The sequence below is a fragment of the Spirosoma oryzae genome (assembly GCF_003002825.1).
In the GTDB taxonomy this organism is placed as follows: Bacteria; Bacteroidota; Bacteroidia; order Cytophagales; family Spirosomataceae; genus Spirosoma; species Spirosoma oryzae.
Genome location: NZ_PVTE01000022.1, coordinates 55289 through 74569, shown reverse-complemented (window position 1 = coordinate 74569; position 19281 = coordinate 55289). Strand labels below are relative to the sequence as shown.

13 protein-coding genes and 2 tRNA genes are annotated in these 19281 nt (G+C 55.8%); all 15 read left to right on the top strand.

Annotation, left to right across the window (positions count from 1 at the left end):
* The first annotated feature begins 23 nt into the window (after nt 1-23).
* Nucleotides 24-110 (top strand) — tRNA-Ser (locus tag CLV58_RS21310).
* A 19-nt stretch (nt 111-129) separates the two neighbouring features.
* A tRNA-Pro gene (locus CLV58_RS21305) sits at nt 130-203 on the top strand.
* Between the two features lie 665 nt (nt 204-868).
* Nucleotides 869-2758, top strand: a complete 1890-nt coding sequence (locus CLV58_RS21300) for a sensor histidine kinase (RefSeq protein ID WP_106139857.1) — start codon at nt 869-871, stop codon at nt 2756-2758.
* 192 nt (nt 2759-2950) lie between these two features.
* Nucleotides 2951-3205, top strand: a complete 255-nt coding sequence (locus tag CLV58_RS21295) for a hypothetical protein (protein ID WP_146141499.1) — start codon at nt 2951-2953, stop codon at nt 3203-3205.
* A 223-nt stretch (nt 3206-3428) separates the two neighbouring features.
* Entirely contained in the window at nt 3429-3740 is a 312-nt protein-coding gene (locus CLV58_RS21290) for an isochorismate lyase (RefSeq protein WP_106139855.1), read from the top strand.
* A gap of 152 nt (nt 3741-3892) precedes the next feature.
* The gene (locus CLV58_RS21285) at nt 3893-4522 is read left to right on the top strand and encodes a TlpA family protein disulfide reductase (protein ID WP_146141498.1); all 630 of its coding nucleotides are present in this window, start codon (nt 3893-3895) and stop codon (nt 4520-4522) included.
* Between the two features lie 500 nt (nt 4523-5022).
* A complete protein-coding gene (locus CLV58_RS21280) occupies nt 5023-6357 on the top strand; it encodes a glycoside hydrolase family 27 protein (RefSeq protein WP_106139853.1) in 1335 nt (444 codons plus the stop codon).
* Nucleotides 6358-6389: 32 nt separating this feature from the next.
* Nucleotides 6390-8324, top strand: coding sequence for a glycoside hydrolase family 43 protein (locus CLV58_RS21275; protein WP_106139852.1), 1935 nt, complete (start codon nt 6390-6392; stop codon nt 8322-8324).
* 278 nt (nt 8325-8602) lie between these two features.
* Nucleotides 8603-10975 (top strand): glycoside hydrolase family 127 protein, encoded by a 2373-nt coding sequence (locus CLV58_RS21270; protein WP_106139851.1) that lies wholly within the window; start codon nt 8603-8605, stop codon nt 10973-10975.
* 91 nt (nt 10976-11066) lie between these two features.
* Nucleotides 11067-12227 (top strand): glycoside hydrolase family 88/105 protein, encoded by a 1161-nt coding sequence (locus CLV58_RS21265; protein WP_106139850.1) that lies wholly within the window; start codon nt 11067-11069, stop codon nt 12225-12227.
* A gap of 9 nt (nt 12228-12236) precedes the next feature.
* Nucleotides 12237-14123 (top strand): heparinase II/III domain-containing protein, encoded by a 1887-nt coding sequence (locus CLV58_RS21260; RefSeq protein WP_245882405.1) that lies wholly within the window; start codon nt 12237-12239, stop codon nt 14121-14123.
* Between the two features lie 514 nt (nt 14124-14637).
* Entirely contained in the window at nt 14638-16191 is a 1554-nt protein-coding gene (locus CLV58_RS21255) for a sensor histidine kinase (protein WP_106139849.1), read from the top strand.
* Nucleotides 16192-16260: 69 nt separating this feature from the next.
* On the top strand, nt 16261-16473 hold the full coding sequence (locus tag CLV58_RS21250; RefSeq protein WP_146141497.1) for a hypothetical protein: 213 nt from the start codon (nt 16261-16263) through the stop codon (nt 16471-16473).
* 143 nt (nt 16474-16616) lie between these two features.
* Nucleotides 16617-18866 (top strand): ATP-binding protein, encoded by a 2250-nt coding sequence (locus CLV58_RS21245; RefSeq protein WP_106139847.1) that lies wholly within the window; start codon nt 16617-16619, stop codon nt 18864-18866.
* Nucleotides 18859-19275, top strand: coding sequence for a response regulator (locus CLV58_RS21240; protein ID WP_106139846.1), 417 nt, complete (start codon nt 18859-18861; stop codon nt 19273-19275). Before CLV58_RS21245 ends, CLV58_RS21240 begins: the two co-directional genes overlap by 8 nt.
* Nucleotides 19276-19281 lie beyond the last annotated feature (6 nt).

Genomic DNA, 19281 nt, shown 5'->3' with positions numbered 1-19281 from the left:
CAACGAAACGGTCATGAAGTCACGGAGAGATGCCTGAGTGGCCGAAAGGAACAGTTTGCTAAACTGTCGTACTGGCAACGGTACCGAGGGTTCGAATCCCTCTCTCTCCGCCGGGACAATAACTACCTTCGGGGTGTAGCGTAGCCCGGTATCGCGCCTGCTTTGGGAGCAGGAGGTCGTAGGTTCGAATCCTGCCACCCCGACACTAATTATCAGCCACTTACATTCAATGTAAGTGGCTGATTTCGTTTGTTACCAACCCGTTTCGTGGCACAGGGACAGCCGCGTGCTGAGGGTATCTACACGGCCTTGATGTCAGTCGGTACCGGAAAGCACGAAGGTTGCTATTGGTTACGCTCCCTAACAACCATGAACGACTACCACTGGTTGCATAGGGAGTTGTCGTCTACATTCTTGAATGTCTGTTCAAACATATCGTACTTTATAACTAGCTGACAATCAGAGTTACTTACTTGGTCGCTGGTAAATTTTCGCGCTCAGGCGGTCTCAACTCCGCAACGACTGTATGGTACGGTAAAAGAAACGTGCAGTATACGGGTTTCTTACGGCAATAGCACAACATCGATAGAAATGCTGGTTGCCTGCGTAGATACCCGTCAGAAAAGGGTAGTGGTGAAAGGCGGGGTACTATAGCGGGCACACCCGTAACGGCTGGCTTTCGTTTTCGTACGCTCCACCTAAAACAGCAGCCTGCGTGCAACTGCGCCCAACTGAGTAAATACACTTAATTCGACTACTTTTTTCGAAAGTAAGTATATTCGCATAGGATCACATAAAGAGTTGACTGTTAAGGAAGTGTGGGTGTGGTCGATTGCTGATACAACTAGTTGCCTACCGTTTCCATACTATGAACAGTTCCGAATTCACCGTAACGAACTTACGGGCGACCTTAGACCTGTCGACTGCTCAGGGTGTCGCCTTATTTGCGGCTATTGGCTCGGATCAACAGTCGATCATCGACTTTCGCTGCTCCATGATGAGCCCCCGCTTCAGGCAGTTGCTCGACTGCCCAGCTGATGCGACAGGACAGTCTTTTCGGCAGTTCACGCCCATTGCCGAACAGCAGGCGCTTTTCGAGCAGTTCAGGGACGTACTTACGCAGCAACAACAGGCGTACTGCCGGGCGACGCTGCTACAAAATGCCACCCAGTCGGGGCAGGTCTACGAACTAACCCTGATTCCCTTGTCGGACGGGGTACTCGTAACGGCCTCACCGGCGGTAACGCCAATGCAGCCGGTCGAGCAGGTGAGCCGGCTACAGGTACTGGAAAATTCATTCAATGCCTGCCTGAACGGGATTACTGTCTACGAAGCGGTGCTGGACACCAACCAGGAACTAATCGACTTTCGCTTTGTCGCCATCAACGAAGCGGGCCTGACGATCAATGGCCTGTCCCGCGAGCAGGTGATCGGCAAAACACTGCGCGAACTCTACCCGCCAACCGACTCGTTTGGGCTGTATGCTACGTACCGGCAGGTGTATCTGACGCACGAATCCCATCAGGGCGAGCATTTTTATCCGGACTACGGCATCTGGCGGCAAGTGGTCATCGTGCGCATCAGTGGAGGGGTCATGGTTACCTATCAGGACATTACGCTACAGAAGCAGCTACAAACCGAGCAGCAACAACTGATCGAGGAACTGATTACGCACGCACCCGGCGGGGCCGTATTGCTGGAGCCGGTCATGGACAAGCAGCAACTGGTCGACCTGCGCGTGGTGCGCTGCAATGAAACGTATGCCCAGTTACGGCGGAAATCGGCGGCCGAACTGAGTGGGCAGCTGATCGGTCAGCTGGCACCCGGCTGGCAGTCGACGCCGTTGTATGCCCATGTTCGGCAGGTGCTTCTGACCGGAGAGGTCTACCAGGGGAGCGAATCGCGTGCTATTGACGGACGGTTACGGTACGCGACCTTTCGGCTAGTGCGGGCAGGGACGTTTCTGCTGGTAACCTACGAAGACCAGACCCAGCACCGTCAGGATCAACAGCACCTCGACATGCTGGCGCAAGACCTGAACCGACTGACGCACAACATACAGGAATTTGCCTTTGTGGCCTCGCACGATTTGCAGGAGCCGCTGCGAAAAATTCAGCAGCTCAGCGATCTGCTGGTCAGTAAGTACGGCGAACGAATAGGGGACGGCAGGGTGTACCTCGACCGGATGCAGCAGGCCGCCAATCGACTGTCCGGTTCACTCAAGGCATTACTGGGTTATTCCCGGCTGACGGTCCATCAGCAAAAAAAAGAACCGGTGTCAATAACGACTGTTATCAACAAAGCATTGATCCGGCTGGAAACTGCCATTCATCGGTCTGGTGCCCGTGTCGAGGTCGAGCCGCTCCCCACCATACATGGCGACGCGTCGCAACTCGAACAGCTGTTCGAGCAATTAATCGCCAACAGTATCAAGTTCGTTGGCAGTGGAAAATCTCCGCACATCCGTATCGGGTGCGAATCGGTAGCCGGGGGGCAGTTACCTGCTCAGCTACAAACCCCGGCTGCGGCTGCCGACTACTGCTGTATTCGGGTCAGTGACGAAGGAATCGGTTTCGAGCAGAAGTATGCCGAACGAATTTTTGGCATCTTTCAGCGGCTACACGGGCAGCACCATTATCCCGGTACGGGTATCGGGCTGGCGATCTGTCAGCGGGTGGCGTTCAATCACAAAGGGTTGATTACGGCCAGCAGTCAGCCCGGCAAGGGGGCCGACTTTCGGGTTTATCTGCCTGTCTGAATCGATGGGTTTATATACCCCGGCAGCGGCTGTCCGTCCCAGCCCCCCGGTAGGTTGTTTAGGGAGGCTCGATTGCCGTAAGGTGAAGCTGAGCGGTATGCCGGGTCGATCCCTTGATCGATGGACGGTCCGAACAATCACGCGAACGCCTGGTTTTTCGAGCATCCAGGCATAATTAGTCGAACGAAACCTATGGAGAAGTTGACAGAAGGAGATTTTTTAGTGCGGCAGTCCGACGAATCGCTGTGGCAATTTCTTGGCTACGACGAGGGAAACATGGCCAGTAAAGCGGAGAAAATCCCCTTCATGGGTAAGCCGAAGGACAACGACGATCTCGACGATAAGCAGTACATCCTCGTCCGGCAAATCAGTCTCGACAACGGCGATGGCGAAGCCGACAAAGAGTGGCTCGGCATTGATGAGTTCAGAAAGGAAGAAAAGCACTGAGCCAGCCGAACAAGCGTAACGACATAGCCTGTGTGTGACCCGGATCGTTGGTTTGCGCACAGGCTATGTCGTTTCCAAGCTGTGGGGTTAGCAAGCAGAAGGGCCGGTTTCGACTCCATTTACACGGCGATGGTACCGGCGGTACAGTTGATTGACGTATACTTGCCGCAACAGCAAAGGGTACAGAGGCATTTAGCTGGTTTGATCGCAAAACAAAACGCGTATGAATGTTCATGGTAAACCGCCGGCAGCCTGTCAGGATATGGCTGATATCCGGCAAGCTATTGATTCAATCGATCAGGAAGTAATCGGGCTATGGGCGCAGCGGTTCGAGTATGTCAAAGCAGCCGCCAAATCCAAGACGGATGAAACAGCAGTACGGGCACCGGAACGGTTTGCGGCTATGCTGGCTCAGCGCCGGGAGTGGGCGCAGGAGCAGGGGTTGAATCCGGACGTGATCGAAGGACTTTATCGTACCCTGGTGACTCACTTCATTGACGAGGAGCTAAAGCATTGGCAAAAACACCCAGTCTAGTCGAGCGGTGAGGTACTGGGATAGTGCGGTGAATGAATCGCGATTAACAGCTAAGTGCATTGTCCAGTCATAAGATCGTTGCCGACAACAAGGCTAAGCAGGTATTCAGAATCCTACACAGCTAGACCTGACGAATAGCGTTTACATCGTTTGTGTATCTGAGTCATTCCATGAAAAGGCTATACGTTTTGTTGATTAACGCATTACTGGTCATAACTGGCTGCACCCGTTCCGTCGAAACGCAGGTTCCTGCTTTTAAAGCGAAACAGTTTCAGGCTGATACGGTCGATCTGCGAGCCGCAGCGAAAAACAAAGTTGCGTTCGTGTCGATATGGTCAATTTTCTGCGGACCGTGCCTAGCCGAGTTGCCGGAAGTACAGGCTGTATACGCGCACTACAAGAGCAATCCGCAGGTTTCATTTGTAACGCTGGCGCTTAACACGGAGGAAGAATTAACGCGCTTTTCGTCGCCTGCGAGCGATAGTAGCGACGTATACAGGAAGGCATTCAAGCATAGTAAGCTGACGGATTTTTCGTTTCCTGTGCTAATCGGTACCCGTTCGCCTTACCAGATTGAAAACGGCAGTGCCCGGCTGACCGATACAAAGGCCGCTGACGAATTGAAGCAGCTATTCACGTTTAACGCAATACCCGTGACGCGGATTTATGACCGCCAGGGTAAACTTCTTTTCGAAGATAGTGACGCTGAAACATCAACGAAAAGATTACGTATTCATAGAACAAATTTGATACGAACGATAGATAGCTTGCTGACTCTGTAACCTGGCTATGCCATCGATTTTCGTGGAATCCGCTTACTATATGGTCAACCGTACACCAGATTTAAACAACAATGGTAGTAACTGTTGAAGCCGTTCTGACGATTTACGAGTCGCTGCTTACGCACCAGCTAACCTACGATGAAGCCGATCGATGGGCCTGGGGGATGATGGAGCGAGAGTAGCCTATCAGTGAAAAACCAGGTTGCTGGAAGGCAGGGAAGGACGCAGTAATAAGATAGATAGATAGGCCAGGTGCGCAGTTTTTTACCCGGCTTTGACGCTGAAGTGTGATACACTCGTCAAAAAAGGCTCAGTACTGGTTTGATTTGTGTCAAAAAAACTAGCTTTTGTCTAATAATTTCGTGCTGCTGTAGACGCGCTTTTCCAGGGTCTTCGTTTATTTCAGGACGTTTGCCCGTAGTCGGTCAATACGATCGGACCGGACGGCTACCTGATGAAAACCTGGTTGGGCATTGCTATAAAACGGCTGCACAGTGCGAATGAAAAACCTACTCCTCACCCTGCTTTTTGCGGCTACCGTTACGCAACTCTATGCCCAGTCTGATTTCCGGCAGTGGGCGCAGACACCACCCATGGGCTGGAACAGCTGGGACGCCTACGGCCCCACCATCACCGAGCCCGAAGTAAAAGCCAACGCCGACTATATGGCTGCCAACCTGAAGTCGTACGGCTGGCAGTACGTAGTGGTCGACATTCGCTGGTTTGTGGAGAACGACAAAGCCGGCGGCTACAACCAGACCGATCCTCGCTACGTGCTGGACGAATACGGCCGCTACCTGCCCGCCGTGAACCGGTTCCCGTCGGCAGCGGGGGGGAAGGGCTTCAAACCGCTGGCCGACTACGTGCATGGCAAAGGCCTGAAATTCGGCATTCACATCATGCGGGGTGTTCCCAAGGAAGCCGTCGCGAAGAAGCTGCCCATTAAGGGTACGTCCGTTACCGCCGACCAGATTTACACCACGGCCATGCAGTGCGAATGGCTGCGGGACAACTACACGGTCGTGGCCGACAAGCCCGGTGCGCAGGAATACTACAACTCAATCATGGACCTGTACGCGTCGTGGGGTGTCGATTTTATCAAGATCGATGACCTGTCGCGACCCTATCATCAGGCCGAAATCGAACTGATTCGCAAGGCTATCGACCGTACAGGGCGGCCCATCGTGCTGAGCACCTCGCCGGGTGAAACCCCCGTCAGCAAAGCCGAACACGTAAGTACCCACGCCAATATGTGGCGCATGGTCGATGACGTCTGGGATACGTGGCCGCACCTGACTCACCTGATGAAAGTCGCCGAGCCGTGGTACGCCTACATAAAACCTGGCACCTGGCCCGACTGCGATATGATTCCGCTGGGCCGTATTTCGATCCGGGGTGAACGGGGAAAGGACCGGCAAACCCGTCTGACCCAGGACGAGCAGGTATCGCTGATGACGTTCTTCACCATCTTCCGTTCCCCCCTAATGTTTGGTGGTGACCTGCCGAGCCTTGATCCCTTCACGACCTCGCTGCTCACCAACAAGGCTGTGCTGGCCATGCACCGTGAAAGCACCGACGTGCGGCAGTTGTTTCAGCGGGATGGTAAAGTCGCCGTCACCTCGCGCAATCCCAAAACGGGCGAACGCTACCTGGCCCTGTTCAACATCTCCGACAGCAAGGAACCCGCCACTGTGTCGGTCAACCTGGCGGAACTGGGTGTCGGCAAGCAGGCCAGGGTTACGAACCTGTGGACCGGAAAATCGCTGGGTAAGGCCGAAACGACCTTTTCGGTGACGCTGCCCGCCCACGCGTCGGGGCTTTATTCCATTCGTTAATCACCCACTAGTTTACCGTTTTTCTGATCCGAATGATTCGATTTTCGTTCTCATCCTGCCGTTGGCTGCTTGGCCTTTTTTGTCTGTTTACCCTTACCGCCCACGCGCAAAACAAGGGCAAGCGCGACCCGTATGCCGCCTATCTGTTCGTTTATTTCACCGGTAACGGCCCCACCGAGGAAGCCATCCGCTTCGCCACCAGTTCAGACGGGCTGAATTACAAAGCCCTGAATTACAACCAGCCCATCCTGTCGTCGGCCGACATCAGCGCGTCGGGCGGGGTACGCGACCCGCATATCCTGCGCGCCGAAAACGGGATGTTCTACATGGTCGTCACGGATATGCACGTGGCCAAAAACGGCTGGGGACCTAACGAGGGCATGGTGCTGCTGAAGTCGAAAGACCTTACGCACTGGCAATCGAGCAAAATCCACGTGCCGACGCGCTTTCCGCAGTGGGCGGGCGTCAACCGGGTGTGGGCACCGCAGACGATCTACGACCCGCAGCAGAAAAAGTACCTCATCTACTGGTCGATGCGTAAAGGGAACGACCCCGACGTATTTTATTACGCCTACGCCAACGCCGATTTTACCGATCTGGAAACCGAGCCGAAGGTGTTGTACGCCAGTCCCGGCAATAAGTCGTGCATCGACGCCGACATCATCCGCAAGGATGGCCAGTACCACCTGTTCTACAAAACCGAAGGCTCGGGCAATGGCATCAAGCAGTTGCTGGCGACTAATCTGACTGGCCCGTACACCCCGCCGACGCCCGATCCGTACCTGCAACAGACCACCGATGCCGTAGAAGGCGCGGGCGTGTTCAAACTCAACAACTCGGACAAGTGGGTGCTGATGTACGACGTGTACACCAAGGGTCGCTACGAATTCACGGAAAGCACCGATCTGATAAACTTCAAGAAAATCGACGGTCAGGTGTCGATGAATTTCACCCCCCGCCACGGCACGGTGCTGCCCATCACGACCACCGAATTGCGCGCGCTGACGAAGCAGTGGGCCACGACGAACAACCCTGTACTGCCCGGTTTCTTCGCTGACCCGGAGATTCTGTACGCCAAAAAGACGAACAAGTTTTACCTCTATCCGACGTCCGACGGGTTCGACAACTGGTCGGGCAAGTACTTCAAAACCTTTTCGTCGGATAACCTGGTCGACTGGCGCGACGAGGGGACGATCCTGACGCTGGGTAAAGACGTGAGCTGGGCCAACCGCAACGCCTGGGCTCCCTGCATCGTGGAGAAGCAGGTGAACGGGCAGTACAAGTACTTTTACTATTTCACCGCTGCTCAGAAAATCGGCGTGGCCACGGCCGACAACCCGACCGGCCCCTTCACCGATTCGGGTAAGCCGCTCATCGACAGTAAGCCGGAAGGCATCAAAGGCGGGCAGGAGATCGATCCTGATGTATTTACCGATCCGAAAACGGGCAAAAGCTATCTCTACTGGGGCAATGGCTACATGGCCGGGGCCGAGCTGAACGACGACATGACGTCGATCAAGCCCGGTACGCAGCAGGTGATGACGCCCGATAACACCTTCCGCGAGGGTACCTACGTGATCTACCGCAACGGCAAGTACTACTTCTTCTGGTCGGAAGACGACACGCGCAGCCCTAACTACCGGGTTCGGTACGGTACGTCGGACACGCCCCTGGGCAAGATCACCGTACCGGCCAACAACGTGGTGCTGGAAAAAGACAAAGAGCGGGGCATCTACGGCGCGGGGCATAACTCGGTACTGCAACTGCCTAACAAAGCCAATCCAGGCCGGGACGAGTGGTACATTGTGTACCACCGCTTCAACTACCCCAACGGCATCAACATGGGCGAGTCGGCGGGGTATCACCGCGAAACCTGCATCGACAAACTTGAATTCAATGCCGACGGCAGCATCAAAAAAGTGCAGCCTACGCTGGAAGGCATCAAACCCGTTAAGCTGGGTAAGTAGTTGGGATATTAACTATACAGTCAAATGACTGATTTTCAGATAATTGATTAGGATTTTTGTCATTCCGAGCTTGCGAGGAATCTTCTCTAGCAGGGGGGCTTACTTTCTCTTGCTGAAGATTTCTTGCAGGCTCGGAATAACAAAAATGCGAAGGTTATCAGTTGCTGGACAGACCGAATCCGACGGAAAAACGGGTAGAACGCGGGTGAAATTCGCTCATCAATTACTGACTAATCGTCAAACCCACCGTGTTGACTGACACGGCCTTTTTAACCGTCATGCATAAAAAACCGGTTCGTTTCTTGTTGCTGCTGGGGCTGTGCGTCCTTAGCGTGGGTACGTTCGGGCAACGGCGGCAGTTGGCTACCTTTCCGCTGTCGACCGTACGATTGCTGCCCGGCCCTTTTCAGGTCGCCCAGCAAACCGACCTCGATTACATGCTCAAGCTGAACCCCGACCGGCTGCTGGCTCCCTTCCGGCGGGAAGCGGGACTGCCGTCGCTGGTGGCGTCTTACGAAAACTGGGAAAATACCGGTCTCGACGGCCACATCGGCGGGCATTACTTAACGGCGCTGGCACAGATGGTCGCAGCCACCGGTAGCCCCGAAGCCCGGCAGCGGCTGACGTACATGGTCAGCGTACTCGACACCTGTCAGCAGCGCAGTGGCGACGGGTACGTGGGCGGTATTCCCGGCGGTAAAGCCATGTGGCGGGAAATCGCGCAGGGCCATATCGACGCGGGTACGTTTTCGCTCAACAAAAAGTGGGTGCCGCTCTACAACATCCACAAGCTCTTCGCCGGGCTGCGCGATGCCTACCGGCTGGCGGGTAACCAACGTGCCAAAACCATGCTTATCCGACTGACCGACTGGATGCAGGCTACGACCGCCAACCTCACGGAAGCGCAGCTACAGGATATGCTCCGGTCGGAACACGGCGGACTCAACGAAATCTTTGCCGACGTGGCCGGCATGACGGGTAACCGCAAATACCTCTCGCTGGCCCGGCGTTTCTCCGACCGGTCGACGCTGACACCCCTGCTGGCCAGTCAGGATAAACTCAATGGCCTGCACGCCAACATGCAGATTCCCAAAGTGATCGGGTATTTGCGCGTCGCCGATCAGGCCAACGACAAAGCCTGGGCCGACGCTGCTGATTTTTTCTGGCAAACGGTCGTGAAGCACCGCACGGTATCCATCGGTGGCAACAGTGTTCGGGAGCATTTTCACCCCGCCACCAATTTCAGCTCGATGGTCAATTCGGTGGAGGGTCCCGAAACCTGCAACAGCTACAACATGCTGAAGCTGACGGAAGACCTGTTTCTGGATCGACCTTCGGCCCGGTACATCGATTATTACGAACGAACGCTGTATAACCACATCCTGTCGTCGCAGCGGCCGGTGGAGGGCGGGTTTGTGTACTTCACGCCCATGCGGCCGCAGCATTACCGGGTCTACTCGCAACCGCAGGACGGCTTCTGGTGCTGCGTGGGGTCGGGCATGGAAAACCACGGCAAGTACGGCAAGCTGATCTACGCCCACGGCATCGGTCAGCACGCCAGCGACCTGTACGTCAATCTGTTTATCCCGTCGACGCTGACCTGGGCCGACAAAGGACTGACCCTGATACAGCAGACTGATTTTCCCTTCACCGAGAAAACTGATCTGACACTGCGGCTGAAAAAGCCCGCCCGCTTCGCGCTGAAACTGCGCGCGCCCGCCTGGGCCAACGGCATGCAGGTGCTGGTCAACAACAAAGTCGTTGCCGCCGGCCCCGATGCCCAATCGTACGTTACGGTCGACCGGACCTGGAAAACCGGCGATCGGGTGACGCTCAGTCTGCCCATGACCACCACCGCCGAAGTACTGCCCGATTCGTCGGCCTGGGTGTCGTTTCTGCATGGTCCGATCGTGCTGGGCGCGGCCACCGACGATAAGAAGCTGGACGGACTCAACGCCGACGCCAGCCGCATGGGCCATATCGCAAGCGGGCCGCAGTATCCGTTGGCGCAGGCTCCGCTGCTGGTCAGTACGCGCACCGATTTTGCGTCGGCGGTACAGGCCGTTCCGGGGAAGCCACTCACGTTCACCGTGTCGAAGCTGATTCATCAGGACAAATTCAAAGGCCTGACCCTCCAGCCGTTCTTCCAGATTCAGGAAAGCCGCTATGTGGTGTACTGGCCCTACACGACCCCCGCCGGTATCGACAGCACCGAACGGCGGCTTCGCCAGAACGACGAGCTGACGCTGACCCTCGAACGCACGACGGTCGACAAGGTGGCTCCCGGTGAGCAGCAACCCGAATCGGATCACAACTTCCAGGGCGAACAAACCGAAACGGGCGTGTTCCGCGACGTACACTTCCGCCGGGCAACGGGCTGGTTCAGCTACGACCTGAAGAACAAAAACAAAGCCGCTAAAAAACTGCGCGTGACCTACCACGGGGCCGACAAAAATCAATCGTTCAACCTTTACCTGAACGGGACGCTGCTCAAAACGGTGGCCTTCGAAAAGGAGACCAACGCGAGCTTCTTCGAGGAAGATTACGCCCTGCCCGATGCGCTGCGCCAGGCCGACACGATCACCGTCCGCTTCGAAGCTACGAAAGGGGCTACGGCCGGGAATATCTACGACGTCCGGCTGATGAAGTGATGGTAGTGCGTCAACTAAAAGCCTCATTATGCTCAGTTTTATGTCATCCCTCGCAGGCTCGGGATGACATAAAATACCCACCAGATCATCTATGAATAAACACTCTTTCATTCCCGTTCTGCTAGTCATTCTGCTGGTTACGAATCAGTTGGTGGCCCAGCCGTTGCCGACCAAGGCCGAAGCGCTGTCCATCGTGCAGCGCGTCAACGACCACTGGCAGCAGACGCACCCGGACCACGGCCGGGCTTTCTGGGACAATGCCGCCTACCACACGGGCAACATGGAAGCCTACTTCCTGACCAAAAACGATGCTTATCGGGCGTATTCCGAAGCCTGGGCGCAGCACAACGACTGGAAGGGGGCGAAGTCCGACGACAAGGCCAACTGGAAATACAGCTACGGCGAAACCGACGACTACGTACTCTTCGGCGACTGGCAAATCTGTTTTCAGACCTACCTCGACCTAAACACGATTCAGCCCGCGCCGTACAAGGTGGCCCGTGCCAAGGAGGTGATGCGCTACGAAATGAGTACGCCCCGCAACGACTACTGGTGGTGGGCCGACGGGTTGTACATGGTGATGCCGGTGATGACCAAGCTTTACAAACTGACCGGCGACCGGCAGTACCTCGACAAGCTGCACGAGTACTTCACCTACGCCAACAGCATCATGTACGACGCTGAAACAGGATTCTATTACCGCGATGCCAAATACGTTTACCCCAAACACAAGAGTGCCAATGGGGGCAAGGATTTCTGGGCGCGGGGCGACGGCTGGGTGCTGGCCGGACTGGCAAAAGTGCTGGCCGACTTACCCAAAAACGATTCCCATCGGGCCGATTACGTGCAGAAATTCAAGGGCCTGGCCGAAGCCGTTCGCACGAGCCAGCAACCCGAAGGCTACTGGACGCGCAGCCTGCTCGATCCCGCCCATGCACCCGGTCCCGAAACCAGCGGCACGGCTTTCTTTACGTACGGCCTGCTGTGGGGCATCAACAACGGTTATCTCGACGCCAAAACGTACCTGCCCACCGTGCGCAAAAGCTGGAAATATCTCTCGACGGTAGCCCTACAGCCCGACGGGGCCGTTGGGTACGTGCAGCCCATCGGCGAAAAAGCCATTCCGGGGCAGGTTGTCAACGCGGCTTCTACCACGAATTTTGGTGTCGGCGCGTTCCTGCTGGTAGGTTGTGAGTTAAGTCGTTACGTGGCTAAACATCCGGATAGCAAGCGTAATCACCGGACCGAATAGTCAGTGAGCATGATGAAGAACAGCTATAGATTGCTACTGGTCGGCGGGTTGTGGCTTGGGCTGGCTGGACAGGTTGTAGCGCAGAATGACAGTCTGACGGCAGCTACTCCGTTGCCCCCGCATCCCCGAATCCTCCTGTTGCGGGGTGAAGAAGTAAGCCTGCGCCGGCAGATCAGTGCCGACACCACCTGGACCCGCCTGCATCAGGCAGTATTGGCGCAGTGCGATACGATGCTGAAGACCAGGCCCCTCGAACGGGTACAGATCGGTCGGCGGCTGCTGGCAACATCCCGCGAAGCACTACGTCGAATCTTCTACCTGTCGTACGCCTGGCGACTGACGCAGGAGGCCCGTTACCGCACCCGGGCGGAGGCCGAACTCCGGGCAATTGCGCGATTCCGCGACTGGAATCCGTCGCACTTTCTGGATGTGGGTGAGATGACCATGGCTGCCGCGATCGGCTACGACTGGCTGTACGATACCTTGCCCGACAGTACCCGGCGACTGGTGGCCGACGCGATTCAGGAGAAAGGAATGGCTCCTTCGCTGGACAGTCGCTACAACGGCTGGCTCCGATCGGCCAACAACTGGAATCAGGTTTGCAACGCCGGCATGAGTTATGGTGCCCTGGCTATTTACGAGACGCAGCCACAACTGGCCCGGCAGGTGCTGAACCGTGCGATCACCAGCGTTGCCCTGCCGATGAATGAGTATGCTCCCGATGGTGTGTACCCCGAAGGTTACAATTACTGGGGCTATGGTACGGGCTTCAACGTATTGCTAATCAGTGCCCTGGAAAAAGCGTTCGGCAGCAGTTTCGGATTAGCCGACAAGCCCGGTTTTTTGCAGACGGCGGCTTACATGGAAAACATGACCGGCCCAACGGGGGAGGTATTCAATTATGCCGATGCGCGAAAACGGGGCGAACTGCAACCGGCTATGTTCTGGTTTGCCGCCCGTACGCAGCAGCCTTTCCGGTTGTGGGAAGAACGACGCTATCTGCAATCGTTTAACCAGTTACAGAAACAGGAAAACGCGCGCATACTACCCGCTGCACTGTTGTGGGGGAGTCAGCTTTCGATCGCTGGCCTGCGGCCGCCCCACGAAACGGCCTGGTGGGGGCGGAGTATCAATCCGGTGGCGCTGTTTCGTACGTCGTGGACCGATCCGTCGGCGCTGTATATCGGGCTAAAAGGGGGAAGTCCAAAACTGAGTCATGCACACATGGACGTCGGCTCGTTTGTCATGGAAGCCGACGGCGTGCGCTGGGCGATGGACTTCGGGATGCAGGAGTACGAATCGCTGGAATCGAAGCAGGTCGATCTGTGGAATATGAAGCAAAACTCGCAACGCTGGCAGGTATTTCGCTACAATAATTTCGTACACAATACGCTGACGGTCAATAATAGCCTGCAAAAAGTCGATGGGTCGGCGTCGATTACCCGCACGGTAAACACCCCCGATTTCATGGGCGCTGCTACTGATATTACGGCGGTATACGGCGACGCACTGACGCACGCAGAGCGGGGCGTGGCCATCGTGAAAAAGCGGTATGTCGTGGTGCAGGACGAACTGGAAGGGGGAGCCGCTGACGCAACCGTCCGCTGGACGATGCTGACGCCGGCTACTGTGAAGCTATTGGGCGGTAACCGTGCCGAACTGACCAAAGATGGCAAAACCCTGCTGGTGCAGGCCCCCCCTGGTGTCACCTTGCGGACATGGTCGACTGACCCGCCCCAGCCGTATGATGCGCCTAATCCGGGAACGGCGTTGGTTGGTTTTGAACTGACCGTAGCCGCCCGGCAGCGGCAGACCCTAGCCGTTTTTCTGATCCCACAGCGGAAAAGCCCCGTAAGCAGGCCAACGGTGCGGCCCCTTAGTCAGTGGAAACGGTAGGGACTACCAACAGGTCGATGTAAGAGATTGAGCACCAGTAGTGTATGCCGGGAGATAGGGGAATACGGATGAGCCATAATCGGTAACATGGGTAGTCGGTAGCCACCTGCCACCGGCTACCCATGTCGGCTAGACGTGGTAATACACCCAGCGAGCCAGTCGGAAAAGGCAGTAGGAGTAGACGGCAGTAAGAACCATCAATGAAATCCAGGTGACCGGGCTTACTAAGTGTGCGTATTTAGCCATTTTACGGAGTGAAAGGTGTATTTTTAGGAGATTATATTGACAAATTATGTGCCACACTTTTAGGGATAGGTATTGTATTTTATCCGAGAAATTGTTATTGCTAACGTATCGCAGGCTAATCGATGCGCCGGACTGCGGAAAGAAGCATCAGGTTGCGGAGTATACCACAGAAGCAAGACAGATTAGTCAGAAATAGAAAATGCATTGTAGTTTCGTCATGTAGAACTCGTCGTTCGCGTCACACTTCTCCGCGACGAGTTGATTGCTAATGGACAACGCGCTTATTTCATCCGACGCTGGCGACCCGACTGTCGACTACGAACGGTTCCGGATACTGGCCCGTATAACGCATGATGCTGTGTGGGACTGGAATCCCGTGACGGATCAGATATGGTGGAGCGACGGCCTGTTTAGCCTGTTTGGCTACAAATCCAAAGACTGGAAGCCGGGTGCTGCTGAATGGCGCGAACGTATTCATCCCGATGATCGACAACGGGTAATCAGCAGTGTAGATACCGCTGTCCGGGAATGCCGGTCAAGCTGGACGAGTGAATACCGCTTTCGTAAAGCCGACGGTACCTATGCGTACATACACGACCGGGGGCAACTGGTTGTGCAGCATGATCGGGTCGTACGCATGGTAGGCGCAATGCATGACGTAACAGCGCAGGTCACCGCACTGGCCCGTCAGCAGCAGGCCGATCAGCTGAAATTCATTATCGACAGTGCCCTGACAGCGATGGCGTTGTATGCCATCGTACGCGATCCGGCCACGGGCGAGCTCGTCGATATGCGCTACGAACTGATCAACCACATGGCCGAGCGGATGACCGGTCGGTCGGCGGCTGAACTGGTGGGTAAAACCATGCGAACGGCGTTCCCCGGTATCGACAAAACCGGCATATGGCCGCGCTACAAACACCTGGCGGAAACGGGTGAAACCATGCGCTACCACAACCATTACACTGCCAACGGCTACGACATCTGGTACGAGGTGCAGGGCGTGCGGCACGGCGACTGGATCGTGCTGTCGTTTCTGGACATTACCGAATTGAAAAATACGCAGCTCAAACTGGAAGCACTCAATCAGGAGCTGTTTCGCAGTAACGAGAATCTACAGCAGTTCGCGTACGTGGCCAGTCATGACCTGCAGGAGCCGTTGCGTAAGATTCAGTCGTTCGGCGATCTGCTCAAAAGCAGCGGGCTACCCGCCGAGGGACCGGCGGCCGATTACCTGGACCGGATGCAGAGTGCCGCCCGGCGCATGTCGGTACTCATCCGCGACCTGCTGGCGTACTCGCGCATCACTACCCAGCGCGACACGTTCTGTCCGGTCCCTCTGGATGACGTCTTGCAGAATACCCTGACAACCCTCGACATGCTGGTGCTGGAGTCAAACGCCGTGATCGAAGCCGACCCGCTGCCGGTTGTACAGGGCGATGCGACGCAGCTGGAACAGCTTATGCTCAACCTGCTGACCAACGCACTTAAATTCAGCAAACCTGGTCAGGCCCCCCACATTCAGATCCGGGTAACAGCACTGTCTGCGAGCGAGTTGCCGTCGACGGTGCGCCCAACGAAAGCGGCTCCCCGGTACGTACGAATCGACGTTATAGACAACGGCATTGGATTTGCACAGAAAGATTCGAGCCTGATCTTCAACGTGTTTCAGCGGCTGCACGCCCGTAGTCAGTACGGCGGAACCGGAATCGGACTGGCCGTAGTCGACAAGGTAGTTCGCAACCACGGTGGTGCGGTAATCGCAACGAGTGAGCCGGAAGTCGGTGCCACATTTAGCGTTTATCTGCCTGCCAACGACTAGGCTGTCGCAGGCTCATTAAACCGACAAGCGTTTGGGTTGTCTATGAATAGCCTGAACAACATCGATCGCATGAGAGTGACTATATGGTTCTGTACGGTTTTGCTTGCCGCAGTACTCGGCCTGCTGGGTTATGTGGCCTGTCTGTGCAACTGGATCACCGATTACCGGACGGGTTACTACGAGACACACGAACTGGAGGCCGGTCTGGAATCGGGATTCATCGTGCTCTACACCTATCTGGGTGTTCGGTTTGGGCTACGCCACATCAATATGCGGTTATAACGGGCGTACGATAACAATCCCGGTGGCAGGGGGATGATAGCCCCCGTATCCCGATCTAATTGCTTATATTGCTATGCCGTTCAGGAGAAACGCTTCTGACGAGTAACCAATATCAGCCTGCACGGGCACTTGCCGCTTTCTTCGTGATTTACTCAACCCCTGACCTGATTACCTGTGACCAGGAGCCCATTCATATTCTGGGTCATATCCAGTCGCACGGTTACCTGGTCGCTATCCGCCCCGACGATTACCGAATCGTTCACGTAAGTGCCAACATTGCCGCCTTGTTCAGTCAGTCGGCCGAGGAACTGCTGGGTAAACCTGTTACGCAACTGTTTAGCCAGATCGGGGAGTCGCCGGAGACACTGACGAGTCTGCTCGACGGGGGAAAAACCAAACAGTCCTGGGATACGCTGAGTCCGTACCGTATGTCGCTGAATGAGCAGGTCTGGAACCTGATTATGCACGAATACGACGGTATGATCGTCCTGGAGTGGGAGCCGGTCGGTGATGCGTCGATGCTGCCGTACAACCAGCAACTGGTGTCACACGCGCTCAACGAAGTGCAGGCGAGTCAGACTTTGTCGGCGCTGCTGGAAAATACCGCCCGGCGCATCAAGGAAATTATTGGATTCGATCGGGTAATGGTGTATCAGTTCGGCTCCGACTGGCACGGTATCGTGGTGGCTGAAGTAAAGGAGCCGCACCTCGAACCGTTTTTGGGGCTTCATTACCCCGCTTCCGATATTCCCCGGCAGGCTCGGGAGTTGTACAAAAAGAACCTGGTGCGGCTGATCGCCGATGTCAATAGTGAGTCGTCACCCATTCTGACGATCGCCGAATGGCCGGCCGACAAACCCCTCGACATGACGCATGCGGGTTTACGGGCCGTGTCGCCGGTACACATCGAATACCTCAAGAATATGGGGGTATCGGCCTCGATGAGTTTGTCGCTGATCTACCGGGGTGAACTTTGGGGGCTGATTTCCTGCCACCACTACACCCCCCGGTTTGTCGACTATACGGTGCGGCAAACGGCGCAGTTCGTGAGTCAGCTACTATCGTCGGCACTTGAGTTTCGGCGTGGTGAAGAAAATCACCTGCAACGCGACCGGAGTCGCGAGGTTAGCCGGGTGCTGCACGATCAGCTGGTCCTGGAGTCCGACGTGGTCAAAGCGTTGACGACGCAGTCGACCACGGTGCTTGATCTGGTCGAAGCGGGTGGCGTGGTGCTACGCTTCAACGGACAGTTTTATCAGTCGGGTAAAACGCCCAACGAACAGGAAATCGTGGCGCTGACCGATTGGCTGAAGACCGTCGACAGTGATCCGGTGTGGAATACCAACAAACTGGTCGATCATTATCCGCCGGCCCTGGAGTTTGCCAACGTGGCCAGTGGCTTGCTGGCGGTGACGCTGTCGCACGAGCTGGACGAATACATGCTCTGGTTCCGGCCGGAGCAGGTGCAGCAGGTGACGTGGGCCGGTAATCCCGAGAAGCCGGTGTCGGTCGATGCGGGTGGCCAACGGCGCATCAGTCCCCGCGAAAGCTTTGCCGCCTGGGTAGAAATCGTCCGGGCAATGGCGGATGAATGGTCGGAAACCGATGTCACGTCGGCGCTGAAACTGCGCGAGGATGTGCTGCAGGTCGTCAACAAGCAGGCCAATGAAGTGCGGCTGTTGAACAACCTGCTGAAAGAAGCATACGACGAACTCGACGCGTTCAGCTACACCGTTTCGCACGACCTGCGTACCCCGCTGTCGTCCATTCGGTGCTATTCGGAGATTCTGATCGAGGAATATGGCAAAGAGTTCGATGACGATGCACGGGGCCTGCTCCAGAAAATTATCGACTCGTCGGACCGGATGCGCTCGTTGATCCGGCATATTCTGTACTATTCCCGGATGGGGCGGCTGGAACTGAAGCGGCAGTCGGTCGACATGAGTGGCTTGCTGAAACAGGTGCGGGAGGATGTACTGCTCGACGAACGGGGCCGTACTCTGACCATCACGCTTGGCGATATGCCACCGATTCAGGGCGACCCGACCATGGTTCAGCAGGTGTTCCAGAACTTGCTGACCAACGCGGCCAAGTACACCCGCCCGGCCGACGACGCGCAGATTCAGATCAGTGGAGAAGTAACGGACGATAGCGTCGTATACCACGTCAGCGACAACGGCATCGGCTTCGATATGAAACAGGCCGATCGTATGTTCGATCTGTTCAAACGACTGGAAAACGCCCGGTCGTTCGAAGGAACGGGGGTCGGGCTTGCCGTAGTCAAACGGATTATCGACCGGCACGAGGGCAAAATATGGTTTAACTCAAAGCCGGGCGTCGAAACTACATTCTGGGTTTCGTTTCCGAATTCTGTAGCGGTTGCCAATGACTGACGTACTTTACATCGAAGACAACGCCAACGAAGCGGACGTCTTTGCCCGGTTGATGCGCAAGAAATTACAGTCGATCGACTATAAAATTGCGAACAGCGGTACGGAAATGTTGCAGTACCTGCGCGAGGCAGATGAGCAGAACGATGGGTTGCCCCGGCTGATTCTGATGGATATCAACATGAACGGCATGAACGGGTTCGACGTTATCCGGGAGCTTCGGAATAACAGTCGGACCCGGCTGGTACCGATCATTGCATTCAGCACGTCCGACAGCCCAAACGATGTTCGAAAAGCGTATCAGCTGGGTGTCAATGCCTACCTGATCAAACCCGGCGGGTATCAGTCGACCGGCGAACTACTGGAACGTACCTTCGCCTTCTGGCTGGCCGATAACATCCGCTCTTACTAATTACCC